The sequence below is a fragment of the Mycobacterium sherrisii genome (genome assembly GCF_002102355.1).
GTDB lineage: Bacteria > Actinomycetota > Actinomycetes > Mycobacteriales > Mycobacteriaceae > Mycobacterium > Mycobacterium sherrisii.
Genome location: NZ_LQPT01000107.1, coordinates 1 through 13,586, shown reverse-complemented (window position 1 = coordinate 13,586; position 13,586 = coordinate 1). Strand labels below are relative to the sequence as shown.

Below are 13,586 nucleotides of genomic sequence, written 5' to 3'. Positions count from 1 at the left end.
AGGTTCGCCGTTGACAAGATGCGACGCCGGCCACTAAATTATTTTGAGACGATCAGGCCAACAATGTTGGCCGATTCCACGAACGTCAGTCGCGGCGCCGTTCGTCGAAGGAGGGGATCGCGCTCGTGAGAAGGGCTGCAAGTCAGCTGCGAAGTTTCGCCGGCCATGCGACAGCGGTCTTGGTTGCAGCTGCAATCGCCGTAGCCACAGCTGGATTCGCTCATGCCGACAACACCCGGTTGAACAACAGCGTGGTCGCCAATGTCTACACGATTCAACACCAGGCCGGATGCACGAACAACGTCGTAAAGAACGCTCAGTTGCAACTCGCTGCGGAGTGGCACGCGACCGACGTGCTGAACAACCGCGATCTCGGCGGCGATCTCGGCTCGGACGGGTCCACCGTAGTATCGCGCGCTCAGGCGGCCGGCTACCGAGGCGAAGTCGCTCAAACGGTGGCCATCAACCCCGCTCTGGCGATCAACGGCATCGAGATCATGAACCAGTGGTATTACGACCCGGTCGCCATCTCGATCATACGGGACTGCTGCTACACGCAGATGGGGGTGTGGTCGGTGAACAGTCTCGATCGTTCGGTCGTCGTCGCCGTATACGGTGCACCGGCCCGGCCGTCGTCGACCAGTGTTGTCCTTTCGGACGTTTCCGTTGTGCGTCCTGAACGCGATCGCGGAAATCAACGAGCACAATGTGTCTGATGGTACCCCGGTGATCGTCCGGTCGTGAGCGGTCCGCGGCGCGGTTGTCCCGCTGAGAACCGTTCCGCGGACTCCGATTTCGGGCTTCTTTCCGCCGATACGCGACGGCAGACGTTCGGCCGTTCGGGGGTCGACATTGCACCGTCATTGGAAGTCGCTGGCGACCGGCTGTGGTCGGAGCCGCATTCATTGACAATGTGTGACCGACGCCTCTAGTCTACGTTCGGATATTGAGACGGCATGTATTAATAAGACGGATGACGCGGGACCCAGGCTGCCCCACCACGCCAAGCGGCTCAACAAGTCAACGCCCCCTGACGGCACATACACGACGGAGGATTCGTGATGATTGCAAGAGGCAACATCATTGCCAGAGTGATGCGTGGGGGGTCGGGGCAAGAGTCGTCGCGAGCGCTGTGTGCCGCTTCCCTCGGGTCCGATCGGCCCGGGCGAGTGATCGGCCGAGGTGCCCGATGACTCAAGCCGACGCTCCGCCGCTGGCCCAACGGTCACTCGGCAGCAGAATCAATGGCGGCCTGCTGTGGGCGTCATCGTCGAAGGCGGCCAAGCCCATCAGCGCGGTCGGCGGATTCTTCGCCATGGCATGGGACACGCTGGTGCTGATCCCTCGCCGCCCGTTCGCGTGGCGTGAGTGCCTTTTGCAGACGTGGTTTGTGGCGCGAGTGTCACTCGTGCCGACCTTGCTGCTCGCCATCCCATTCACCGTGCTCCTCATCTTCACCTTCAACATCCTCCTGCTCGAGTTCGGCGCGGCCGACTTCTCCGGCACCGGCGCCGCGTACGGCACGGTCACGCAGATCGGCCCGGTCGTCACCGTGCTCGTCGTGGCTGGAGCCGGCGCCACCGCGATGTGCGCCGATCTCGGGGCGCGCACCATCAGGGAGGAACTGGACGCACTCCGGGTGATGGGCGTCAACCCGATTCAGTCACTCGTGGTCCCGCGAGTGTTGGCGGCCACCGTCGTCGCGACGCTCCTGTCCTCGGTCGTGATCCTCGTCGGTCTCGTCGGAGGATTCGTGTTCTCAGTATTCGTCCAGCACGTGACACCCGGTTCCTTCGTCAGTGGTCTCACGACGATCACGCGCGCGCCGGATGTGATCATTTCTCTCATCAAAGCCGCGCTGTTCGGCTTGGCCGCAGGGCTGATCGCCTGCTACAAGGGCATCTCTGTTGCCGGTGGACCGGCCGGCGTCGGCAACGCCGTGAACGAGACCGTCGTCTTCACCTTCGTCGCGCTGTTCGCCATCAACATCATCGCGTCCGCCGTCGGCATCAAGGCCACGCTATGACGGCCAGCGCGCCCAGTAAGCTCTATTCCCGCGTAAACCGCCTCATGCAGAACTGGCTTGGCGGCATGACGCGGATCGGCGCACAAGCGCAGTTCTACTTCCGGACGCTCGCGGCGACTAAAGACGTATTCATCCACTACAAGGTGGAGCTGGTGCGTCTGATCGCCCAGATGAGCCTCGGTGTCGGCGCATTGGCGGTCATCGGGGGCACCGTGGTCATCGTCGGGTTCCTGACTCTGTCGACCGGTGCACTGGTGGCGGTGCAGGGGTACAACCAGTTCGCGGACGTCGGCGTGGAAGCCCTCACAGGCTTCGCATCGGCGTACTTCAACGTCCGTCTCATCGCCCCCGTGATCTCAGGAATCGCGCTGGCCGCGACCATCGGAGCCGGCGCCACAGCCCAGCTGGGCGCGATGCGTATCAACGAGGAGATCGACGCCCTGGAGGTTATGGGTATTCGCTCGATCGCCTACCTCGCATCGACGCGCGTGGTCGCGGGGGTGATCGTGGTCATCCCGCTCTACTGCGTCGCAATCCTGTCCGCCTTTTGGGCCGCCCGATTCGGCACCATCGCGATCTACGGACAGTCGTCCGGCGTCTACGACCACTACTTCAACACGTTCCTCAATCCCACCGACATCATCTGGTCGTTCTTCCAGGCGATCATGATGGCGGTCGTCATCATGATCGTGCACACCTTCTACGGCTTCACCGCGACCGGCGGTCCGGCCGGCGTCGGCGAGGCGGTCGGCCGCGCGGTCCGCACCTCGCTGATCGCAGCCGTATTCGTCGTGCTCTTCCTCTCGCTGGCCATCTACGGCCAGTCCGGCAACTTCCGACTCGCTGGGTGACGCATGGAACACGTAAGGCGCGTTGGGCGCATTCATCCCCTGTGGTGGACAGTCACGCTGTTCGCGACGATCGTCGCGCTGATGCTGCTGTGTGTGGCGATATTCGCCGGGTTCTTCCACAACTACATCCCGGTGACGTTGACCTCGGATCGCGCCGGTCTGGTGATGGAATCGGGCTCGCGAGTGATGCTTCGCGGCGTCGAGGTGGGCCGCGTCGCCGGCTTCTCCGGCGGAGGGCGTTCGGTGCGCCTCAATCTCGAGATCTACCCCGACCAGATCAATTACATCCCGGCAAACGTCGGCGCTCAGATCCTGGCGACGACCGCCTTCGGCGCCAAGTACGTCGACCTCATCTATCCCGCGCATCCGAGCCCCAAGCCGTTGTCGGCCGGCGCCGTGCTGCACTCGCAGAACGTCGCCACCGAGGTGAACACCGTCTTCGACAATCTGGTGCGTCTCCTCAACCAGATCGATGTGAGGAAGCTGAGTTCGGTGCTGACCGCCTTGGCCGACGGTGTTCGCGGACAGGGCGACCGCATGGGTGAAGCCATCACGGACGCCAATCAAGTTCTGGCGCAGATCAACCCGCGTATGGATACCGTGGATCGAGACTGGCGGTCCTTCAAAGGTTTCAGCGACGCTTACAGCGCCGCGGCCCAAGACATTCTCAAGACCCTCGACGCGTCGAGCACCACCGGCAAGACCATCACCGACAACGCGAAAACGCTCGACGCGCTCCTACTGAGCACGACCGGCTTCGCCAACGCCGGCACCGATCTGCTCGCACCGAATCAAGCCAACTTCATCGAAGGCATCAACTCGCTCGAGCCCACGACCAACCTGCTGCTCAAGTACAGCCCCTCCTTCACGTGCCTCTTCACGGGTGCGAAATGGGCTTTGGACCACGGGTTGTATCAGAATTTCGGCGGGAACGGACGTGGTGCTATCCAGGACGTCGCCGTCCTGTTGGGCGACGACCCCTACCGCAATCCTGACAATCTGCCGATCGTCGCGGCGAAGGGCGGGCCGGGCGGTCAGCCGGGTTGTGGCTCGCTTCCGGACGCCAGTAAAAAATTCCCCGTGCCCTACCTCGTCACCAACACGGGCTTCGGTACCGGCCTGGATGTCAGGCCCAACCCGGGCATCGGTTTCCCCGGCTGGGCGAATTACTTCCCCGTGACGAAGGCGATCCCGGAGCCGCCGAAGATCCGGTACGAGGGTGGACCCGCTCCCGGGCCCGCGCCCGCGTACCCCGGAGGCGCCCCCTACGGCGCACCGCTCTACGGACCGGGCGGTGTTCCGCTCTGGCCGGGCGTGCCGCCAGCCCCCGGTCCGCTACCGGGGCCGGCCCCCGCAGCGCCGGACCCGGCGTCGCCGACGGGGCCGCTCCCGGATCAAGCCGCACCCGCGCCCGTCCCCGGCCCGGTCGCACCGCCCGACGTTTTGTCCGCTCCTTGACCATCGACAGAGGCTGAGACATCGTGCACGACAACTTGCGACGCGTCGTCGTCAACTTGACGGCGTTCGTCCTGGTCTGCGTCGTAGGGATCCTTGCCCTACTGGCGATCTTCGCCAACTACAGATTCGGCGACCAGACCCTGTACAAGGCCGAGTTCACGGACGTCAGCGGTTTGAAGGTGGACGACTTCGTTCGCATCGCCGGCGTCGAGGTGGGGCAGGTCAAGCGCATCACCATCGACGAGCACGCCAAAGCCGTCGTGGAGTTCTCGACGGATCCCTCGGTCGTCCTCACCGGCGGATCCAAGGCCGCAATCCGCTGGGCGAACCCAATTGGCGATCGCTACATGGCACTCCTCGACGGACCCGGCGACACCGCGAAACTCCGCGCTGGCGGCACCATTCCGGCGTCCCACACCGAGCCGGCCCTCGATCTCGACACGCTGCTCGGCGGATTCCGTCCGCTGTTCCGGGCACTCGACCCGCAGCAGGTCAACACACTGTCATCCGCACTGATTGAGGCGTTTCAGGGTGAGGGCGCCACGATCGGATCGTTTTTGAGCCAAGCGGCGATCGCGACCAACACACTCGCGGATCGCGACAATCTGTTCGGGCAGGTGATCACAAACCTCAAGACGGTGCTGGCGTCGTTCGGGGGCCAGAGCGGTCAGCTAGCGAAGACGGTCGATTCGCTGTCGTCGCTCGTTCGCAGTCTCGCCGAACGCAAGACCGACGTCACCAACGCGGTCGCCTATACTAACGCGGCCACGGCGACGATAGCCGATCTCCTCGCTCAGACGCGTGAACCGTTCAAAAGCGTTGTGGCGCAGTCGGATCGGGTGTCGTCGATCGTCGTCGCGGATCACGAGTACATCGACGGTGTGCTCAACACCCTGCCTGACGCCTACCGGTCACTCGCCAAACTGGGCACTCGCGGGGACTTCATCCCGGAGTACCTCTGCTCGCTCTCGGTGAAGTTGAACGGAAAGGGCGGCCAACCGGTCTACGTGAGACTGGTGAATCAGGACACGGGGCGGTGCACACCGAAATGAAATCCTTCACCGAACGCAACCGGTTCCTCATAGGTCTCGCCGGAATCTCGGTCACCCTCGTGGTAGTGGCCGTCGCACTCAACTACGACCGTCTCCCCGGCTTCGACTCGGAGAACGATTACTCCGCCTACTTCGCCGAAGCCGGCGGGTTACGCGCCGGCGCGCCCGTGCAGGTGGCGGGATACCGTGTCGGGAAGGTGAACTCGGTCGATCTCGACGGCGACCGCGTGCTAGTCACCTTCAAGGTAGACGATTACGTACACCTCGGCGACCTGACCGAAGCAAACGTGCGCACCAAAAGTCTGCTTGGAGCGAAAGTGCTCGAGGTGACGCCACGCGGTGACGGCGAACTAAAGTCCGCCATTCCGCTCGAGCGGACCAGAAGCCCGTACCAGCTACCTGACGCGCTCGGCGACTTATCCAAGACGATCAACGGGCTCAATACCAACTCGGTCTCCGACGCGCTGTCGACCCTGGCGAACACCTTCCGGGACACGCCGCCCGCGCTGCGCGATGCGGTCCAGGGTGTCGCGCGGTTCTCGCAGACACTCGGTGACCGCGACGCACAGCTGCGTAAACTGCTGGCCAACGCCAGCAAGTCCACCGCCGTGCTGTCCGAGCGCGCCGACGAGATCGCGAAGCTGGTGTCGGACACCAACTCCCTGTTGCCCAAGCTGCGAACGCAAAGCTCCGCGTTGCAACAGATTTCGTCCAATCTGTCGGCGTTCGCGCAACAGCTTAAAAGTTTCATCGGCGAGAACGAACAGCAGTTGCGCCCCGCGCTCGACAAGCTCAACGGTGTTCTCACCCTGGTCGACAACCGCAAGGACAGGTTGACGCTGGCGATCAAGTACCTGAACCAGTACGCGATGTCACTCGGCGAAGCAGTCGGATCGGGCCCGTTCTTCAAGGCCTACCTCGACAACCTCCCCGGCCAGTTGGTGCAGCCCTTCATCGACGCCGCGTTCTCCGACCTCGGGCTCGACCCGAACGTCCTTGCACCGGCGGATCGGACGGATCCGCAAACGGGTCAGCCGGGAACACCTCCGCTGCCGATGCCGATGCCGCGCACGGGTCAGGGTGGCGAGCCCCGGTTGAACATCCCCGACGCGATCACCGGCAATCCGGGCGACCAGGGATGCGGCCCGCCGGGAATACCCCTTCCGGGTCCCACCGGCTGCTATCCCTATCGCGACCCGGGGCCCGCACCAGCCCCCGGCGGCCCCCCTCCTGGCCCACCGGCGGCGGGCGCCGCGGGCGCGCCCAGGACCGAACCCACCCCAACGCCGGTATTTGTTCCCGTTCCGGGTGAACCGGCCCATGAGCCCCACGCGCAGAACGGAAGTGGCGGATCGTGAAGTCGACAAGAGCAAAGGCCGGCTTGGCCCTCGCTTTGGTGCTGCTGCTCGTCTGCGGCGGAGCCGTGGCGCTCGGCGCGATGGACAAGCTCAACCGCACCCACATCGTCGCCTACTTCGACAACAGCAACGGTCTGTTCACGGGTGACGAGGTTCGGATCCTCGGAGTCCCGGTGGGGAGAATCGACGCGATCGAGCCTCAGGCCACTCGAGCCAAAGTCACCTTCTGGGTGAAGGACAGGTACAAGATCCCCGCCGCCGCGAAGGCCGCCATCGTGTCGCCGCAGCTCGTCACTGCGCGCACCATTCAGCTCACGCCCGCCTACACCTCCGGACCGGTGATGACCGATGGCGCCACGATTCCGGAGGACCGTACCGCCGTCCCGGTCGAATACGACGACCTACGGGCGCAACTCGAGAAGTTGACCGAAGCGCTGCAGCCGACCCAGCCCGGCGGCGTCAGCACGCTCGGAGCGTTCGTCAATACCGCCGCGGACAATCTCCGAGGGCAAGGCGCCAACATCAGGGAAACGGTCATCCAGTTGTCGAAGGCGCTGTCCGCACTCGGAGATCACAGCGACGACCTGTTCTTGACGGTCAAGAACCTTTCGCTCGTGGTGTCCGCGTTGCAAAACAGCTCCACCCTGCTGAGCCAACTGAATCGGAATCTGGCGGCGGTCACCGGACTACTGGCTGACGACCCCAACGCGGTCGGCAACGCCATCCGCGATCTGAACTCGGTCGTCGGCGACGCCACCCGGTTCATCAGCGAGAACCGCGAGGCGCTGGGTACTGCCACGGACGAGCTGGCGTCTATTTCGACGTCGGTGAACGACAGCCTGCCCGGCATCAAACAGGCGCTGCACGTGTTCCCGAACGCGGCGGCGAACTTCGCCAACGTGTACCAGCCCGCGCAGGGTGCCCTCACTGGAGCGCTCGCCGTCAACAACTTTGCCGATCCGGTGTCGCTGTTGTGCGGTTCGGTCGCCGCAGCGTCGCGCGTGGGTGCCTCGCGATCGGCGAAGTTGTGCGTGCAGTACTTGACGCCGATCTTCAAGAACCGGCAGTACAACTTCCCGCCCCTAGGAGAGAACCTGTTCGTCGGAGCCTCGGCACGCCCGAACGAGATGGACTGGAGCGAGCAGTGGCTTCGCCCCGACTTCGTTCCTCCGGCCGCACCTGTAGCACCGGGCGATTCGGTCGCGGCGCCGAAACCCCAGGACCCCGCGTCGGCGACACCCGCGGCCGACCAATCTAAGACGACCACGACGAACCCCGCCGCGGGACTGCCCGGAATGCTGCTACCCCCCGACGGGGGATCGTGATGCGCAGTCATCGAACGCGTCTGCATCGCAGGGTGTCCGCGTCACTGCTGGTGGTCGGCTTCACCGTGACCGGTTGCCAGTGGCAGGGTCCGAACTCCTTGCCGATGCCCGGTACGGAGGGGCGTGGAGACGGGTCCTTCACCATTCAGGCCCAACTCCCCGATGTCGGCACGATCGAGCGCAACTCCCGGGTACGTGTCGGCGACGCCAATGTCGGCACGGTCACCAAGATCGAGAGGCAGGGCTGGCACGCTCTGGTCACGATGACGCTCAACGGGAACGTCGACCTCCCCGCCAACGCCACCGCGAAGATCGGGCAGACGAGTCTGCTCGGCTCCCTGCACGTCGAATTGGGGCCGACGCCGGGCATACCACCAGAGGGTCGACTGCACGAGGGATCGCTCATCAAACTGTCGAACGGCGCGACTTACCCGACCACCGACCAGACGCTGGCCGCGGTGTCTCTACTGCTCAACGGTGGGGGGATCGGGCAGCTTCAGGACATCAACGTGGCTTTCGCGAAAGCCCTCGGTGGTCGGGTGCAGGAGCTGCGCAGTCTGACTGAGCAGATCAACCTGTTCGTGAGCCGACTCAACGAGCAGACGAACGACATCATCGCGGCGAATCAGAGTTTCAACAATCTAGTCGGGCAGTTCGCCGATCAGAAACCCGTGCTGGACAAGGCATTACACACGTTGCCGGATGCGCTGAAGGTACTGTCCGACCAGCGCGCGAACCTCGTCGAAGCGGTAAACGCATTCGGAAAGCTCAGCGCCATCACCGCTGACTCGGTGAATAAGACCAAGCAAAACCTGGTCGCCGAGATCAAGGAACTCGGCCCGGTGTTCAAGTCACTCGCCGACGCGGGGCCCGACCTGACTCGCGCGCTGAGCATCCTTCTCACGCTGCCCTTCCCGCTGGAGAACATCGACAAGATCGTCCGCGGTAACGCGGTGAACGCGGATTTCATCATCGATCTCACACTCAGCCGCCTCGACGGCCTTCTCGTCGGGACCCGATGGGAGGGAAATCTCACCGAACTCGAGATGCAGTGGGGACGAACGATCGGCCAGCTCCCGAGTCCGTACACGGCCGGGAACCCCCTGGTGGCTCCCTACCACCAGGAGGGGCACTGACATGTTGTCGAAACGAATCAAATTGCAACTCGCCGCATTCGCCGCCGTCGCGATCACTGCGGGCGCCATCATGGCGTTCGGATACATCCGCGTGCCGGCGATGTTCGGGATCGGGTACTACACGGTAACGGTGAAGCTGCCGAGCGCCGGTGGCCTCTACAAATCAGGCAACGTGACCTACCGGGGCACCGAAGTCGGCCGGGTCACCGACGTGCGCCTGACACGCGACGGCGTCGACGCCGTGCTGTCGTTGAAATCGGGTATAAAAATCCCCGCGAACCTCGTCGCCGAGGTGCACAGCACGTCCGCCATCGGTGAGCAGTACGTCGCCCTGCTGCCACGCAGCGGTGACGGTCCGCCGCTAAAGAACGGCGACGTGATTCCGGAAGACCGTACGACCGAACCGCCGCAGATCAACTCGCTTCTCGACGCCGCGAACCGCGGCATACAGGCCATTCCGCGAGACAACGTCAAGACCGTTGTCGACGAGAGCTACGCTGCCATCGGTGGTCTGGGACCGGAGATCTCACGCATCGTGCAAGGCTCCACCGCCCTCGCGACCGATGCCAGGAAGAACCTCGACCCTTTGTTGAATTTCATCGACAAGAGCGGGCCAATTCTCGATTCTCAGGCCGATTCGGCTGATTCCATCCAACGGTGGGCGTCGCACTTGGCTGACCTCTCGCAACAGGTCAAGACGCAGGACGGCGATCTGGCCGGCCTCATCCAGCAGGGCAGCAACGGGGCCGAACAGGCCCGCCAGTTGGTCGAGCGCCTTAAACCCACTCTGCCCGTGTTGCTGGCCAATCTGGTGAGCGTCGGAAAGGTTGCGGTGGTGTATCAACCTGCGATCGAACAAATGCTCGTGCTGGAACCTCAGTTGATCTCCGAGGTGCAGGGCGCCGAGGTGGCCAATAAGGATTCCAAGAACCCGCGGCCCGGCGTCTACGTGTCGTTCAATCTGAACCTCAACCTCCCCCCGGGCTGCACCACAGGATTCCTGCCCGCGCAGCAGCAGTTCAGCCCCGACGCGGTTAACATCCCGGACCGACCCGACGGTGATCTCTATTGCCGGATACCGCAGGACGCTCCGAACGTCGTCCGCGGCGCGCGGAACTACCCGTGCATCACCAGGCCGGGTAAACGCGCCCCGACCGTGACCATGTGCGAGAGCGACGAGCAGTACGTTCCGCTCAACGAGGGCAATTACTGGAAGGGAGATCCCAACGCGACTACGACGGGCCAGAGCATCCCGCAGATGCCACCCGGCGCCCCGGCGCCTCAAGCACCGCCGCCGCCGCTCGCCGTCGCGCAATACGACCCGGCAACCGGCAATTACGTCGGACCCGACGGAAACGTCTATACACAGGCCGATCTCGCACAGCACACGGAAGGTAAGACGTGGGAAAGTATGTTAGTCCCTGCGGGGAAGTAGGCGTCGAAGGCGCGCTGCCGGAGGGCGGGGTCGCCCTGACCGGTGCTGACGCCCAGTCGTCGGCCGCGGATTTCGACGAGTTCACCTCAGCTGGGGGTGAAAAGGACGGGTCCGAACGAGAAAATGGCAGCGTTCGCCCCTCCCGCCTGCGTATCGCTGCACTGGCGGGCATGGGGATCGTGGGGGCAATCGGATCCCTCGTCGCGTGGTTGGGCTATCAGACCTATGAGGACCGCCACGCTGCTGCGAAGAGGAGTCAGTTCGTCGAGGCGGCGCGCCAGGGGGCGATAAACCTGACGACGATCGACTTCGCCACCGTCGACAGCGACATCCAACGGGTTCTCGATTCGTCGACGGGCGTCTTCCACGACGACTTCCAGCGGAGGTCTGCGTCGTTCGCCGAGGTCGTCAAGAAGGTGAAGTCGAAGTCGGTTGGCAAGGTGACGGAGGCAGCGCTGCTTTCCGAGGACGGCGACAAGGCGAAAGTACTGGTGAACGTGTCGATGACCATGACGAGTACGAACACGAACGATACGACGCCGCGGGGGTGGCGCATGCAAATCGGTGTTGAGCAGCAGGGGGATTCGACCAAGGTATCCGACGTCCGGTTCGTACCATGATCCGGCGGCTATTCGCTGCACGCCGAGGTGATTTGGAGTATGCGATGCACGACAATGACAACGACAATGAAGTCCGGCCGATCGAAGCAATGGATCCGGATTCCACCGCGGTGGCAGACACGCCACCGTCCGGGGACGGGGAACCGGACCCCGCGGTACCCGCAGACCCTGCGGATGGCGGATTGAACGACAAGGAGGACGGGTCACCGAAAGCCGGCCGGCGAGGGCGCGTTTCGAGGTCTAGTATCCTGGTATACGGAGTCCTTCCCGCCGCGGCGCTCGTTCTCACACTGGTCGCCGGTTACATGAAATGGCAGATTCAGTCGTACAACTACTCACAAACCGCTGCGGTGCAAGCCACCTCTGCGGCAATGGAATCGACCATCGCCATGCTGTCGTATCAACCCAACTCCGTGGGCAAGGACCTGAAGGCGGCCAGCAATCGTCTCACCGGCAGCTTTCGCGACGAATACACGAAGCTCATCAACGAGGTGGTCATTCCCGGGGCCCAGCAGAAGCGCATCGCCGCGGTCGCCACGGTTCCCGTTGCGGCTCCCGTCTCAGCGGACGCGCGGCACGTCATCGTGCTCGCCTACGTCAATCAGACGACGACCATCGGCAACACGTCGCCCACCGATACCGCGTCCAGCGTCCGTCTCACGATGGAAAAGGTCGATAACCGTTGGCTGATAGCGAATTTCGAGCCGGTCTGAAATTCGCGAAAGAGGATGCCATGAGGTCCACTTCGGCGAAGGCTCCGCGCCTCCGTGCTTCCAAATCGGTGTTGAAGGGCTTCGCGCAAGACAGCCATGAGAGGCTTGAACTTTGACCAAATCCGGTTTTCGCACCCTCGTCGTGGCAGCCATCTCGGTGTCGACAAGCTTAGTCGTTGTGCCCGTGGCTCAGGCGGTTCCGGCTCCGGAGGTCGAGTACACCTACAACATCGCGGTACGGCGGCATTTCGATTTTCCGAACAACGACGGCCTGGGATACGGCTGGGGTATCTGCGACAAGGTGACTCGGGGCGTCGCGTACGCCGACGTGATGGCGGATACCAAGCGTGACGTCTTCCCGAACGACGAACAGTCTGCCAATTACGTGGTGTCGAACGCGGTGGGGATTCTCTGTCCGGCGCGGATCTGGCAATTACGCAACTCGGCGGCGGGCTACCAACCATCCTCGTAGGCGGTCAGGAACGCTGTCTAAACTTGCCCGCCCGCGGACTGAACGCAGCTGACGAGGTGGCTCTCGACCGATGAGCTTGCGGATACGGTGCGTCGGTCGACGCGATCGACACGAACCTCAATGGCGCGTTCTGATGCATTCGGTATGCGGAGCCGAAATACCCGTGGATGAAAGGCATTTGGACGGTGATGCCGTTTGTTCTGATGCACCACGGAAGCACGCAGACCACGTGTCCATGGCCATGAGAAAGTCCCCATCTGTGGCCAGTAGGAAGTCCCCACTGGTGGCCAAGTAGAAGTCCCCACTCCTTTGCGGGCTCGTCGTGTCATTTCCGGGAGCTGAGGGCCTGGGCGGTGACGGTGATAGCGCCAACTGTCACTGCACCGCCCAGGGAGCTCTATTGAAGTCTGCAAGGGAGCGTATGAACATCATTTCTGCGTATCACCAGGTCGGGTCCTATCGCGGCGCGGCCGAACTGTGCGGCACCACCCACAAAACGGTCAAGCGGGTTATCGAGCGAGCCGAGGCCGGTGGGCCGCCGGCGCGGGAACCACGACCACGCAATGTTGACGCGTTCACCGAGCTGGTCGCCACCCGAGTGAAGAACTCCAACGGCAAGATGTCGGCGAAACGGATGTTGCCGATCGCCCGCGCTGCCGGCTATCAGGGCTCGGCACGCAACTTCCGCCGGCTTGTGGCCGAGCAGAAAGTGTTGTGGCGCAACGCTAACCGGCATCAACGCCGTCCTGCGGTGTGGTCACCGGGTGAGTATCTGGTGATGGACTGGGCCCAAGCCGCACCGGGGGTGATGGTGTTCTGCGCAGTGCTGGCGTATTCGCGGTGGCGGTTCGTGCGCTTCGCTCGCGACGAGAAGGCCTCCACCACGCTAGCGATGATCGCCGAAGCGCTCGAGGTGATCGGCGGGGTTCCGGCCAAGATCCTGGCTGACCGGATGGGCTGCCTCAAAGGCGGTATCGTCGCCAATGTCGTTGTCCCCACTCCGGATTACGTGCGATTCGCCTCCCACTATGGATTTAGCCCCGACTTCTGCCACGGAGCCGATCCCCTCTTAACCGGCTAATAGTGATATTGGATCAACTGCGACACGCCGTTTTCGTGCGGTTCTTGACCGTAATCGAT

The 13,586-nt window shown here is 63.4% G+C and carries 12 protein-coding genes and 1 pseudogene; all 13 read left to right on the top strand.

Annotation, left to right across the window (positions count from 1 at the left end; all coding sequences use genetic code 11):
* Positions 1-125 precede the first annotated feature (125 nt).
* Complete coding sequence (locus AWC25_RS23025) at positions 126-716, top strand: CAP domain-containing protein (RefSeq protein ID WP_372513604.1); 591 nt, start codon at positions 126-128, stop codon at positions 714-716.
* 599 nt (positions 717-1,315) lie between these two features.
* Positions 1,316-2,026, top strand: coding sequence for an MlaE family ABC transporter permease (locus tag AWC25_RS23020; RefSeq protein WP_085167855.1), 711 nt, complete (start codon positions 1,316-1,318; stop codon positions 2,024-2,026).
* On the top strand, positions 2,023-2,877 hold the full coding sequence (locus AWC25_RS23015; protein ID WP_085167794.1) for an ABC transporter permease: 855 nt from the start codon (positions 2,023-2,025) through the stop codon (positions 2,875-2,877). The genes AWC25_RS23020 and AWC25_RS23015 overlap by 4 nt, the downstream gene beginning before the upstream one ends.
* A 3-nt stretch (positions 2,878-2,880) precedes the next feature.
* The gene (locus AWC25_RS23010) at positions 2,881-4,335 is read left to right on the top strand and encodes an MCE family protein (protein WP_085167793.1); all 1,455 of its coding nucleotides are present in this window, start codon (positions 2,881-2,883) and stop codon (positions 4,333-4,335) included.
* Between the two features lie 23 nt (positions 4,336-4,358).
* Positions 4,359-5,387 (top strand): MCE family protein, encoded by a 1,029-nt coding sequence (locus AWC25_RS23005; RefSeq protein WP_085167792.1) that lies wholly within the window; start codon positions 4,359-4,361, stop codon positions 5,385-5,387.
* Positions 5,384-6,745: an MCE family protein gene (locus AWC25_RS23000; RefSeq protein ID WP_085167791.1), complete on the top strand. Its 1,362-nt coding sequence runs from the start codon at positions 5,384-5,386 to the stop codon at positions 6,743-6,745. The genes AWC25_RS23005 and AWC25_RS23000 overlap by 4 nt, the downstream gene beginning before the upstream one ends.
* A complete protein-coding gene (locus AWC25_RS22995) occupies positions 6,742-8,070 on the top strand; it encodes an MCE family protein (RefSeq protein ID WP_085167789.1) in 1,329 nt (442 codons plus the stop codon). The genes AWC25_RS23000 and AWC25_RS22995 overlap by 4 nt, the downstream gene beginning before the upstream one ends.
* Positions 8,070-9,206 carry an MCE family protein gene (locus tag AWC25_RS22990; RefSeq protein WP_085167786.1) on the top strand — a complete coding sequence of 379 codons (1,137 nt, stop codon included), beginning with the start codon at positions 8,070-8,072 and terminating at the stop codon, positions 9,204-9,206. The genes AWC25_RS22995 and AWC25_RS22990 overlap by 1 nt, the downstream gene beginning before the upstream one ends.
* Position 9,207: 1 nt before the next feature.
* Positions 9,208-10,641 carry an MCE family protein gene (locus AWC25_RS22985; RefSeq protein ID WP_085167784.1) on the top strand — a complete coding sequence of 478 codons (1,434 nt, stop codon included), beginning with the start codon at positions 9,208-9,210 and terminating at the stop codon, positions 10,639-10,641.
* Positions 10,608-11,261, top strand: coding sequence for a mammalian cell entry protein (locus tag AWC25_RS22980; RefSeq protein WP_244899587.1), 654 nt, complete (start codon positions 10,608-10,610; stop codon positions 11,259-11,261). The genes AWC25_RS22985 and AWC25_RS22980 overlap by 34 nt, the downstream gene beginning before the upstream one ends.
* 44 nt (positions 11,262-11,305) lie before the next feature.
* On the top strand, positions 11,306-11,974 hold the full coding sequence (locus AWC25_RS22975) for a hypothetical protein (RefSeq protein ID WP_142279007.1): 669 nt from the start codon (positions 11,306-11,308) through the stop codon (positions 11,972-11,974).
* 178 nt (positions 11,975-12,152) lie between these two features.
* Positions 12,153-12,446, top strand: a complete 294-nt coding sequence (locus AWC25_RS22970) for a DUF732 domain-containing protein (RefSeq protein WP_244899586.1) — start codon at positions 12,153-12,155, stop codon at positions 12,444-12,446.
* A gap of 400 nt (positions 12,447-12,846) precedes the next feature.
* Positions 12,847-13,524, top strand: a pseudogene (locus AWC25_RS22965) (DDE-type integrase/transposase/recombinase); the annotation flags it as partial.
* Between the last annotated feature and the right edge of the window lie 62 nt (positions 13,525-13,586).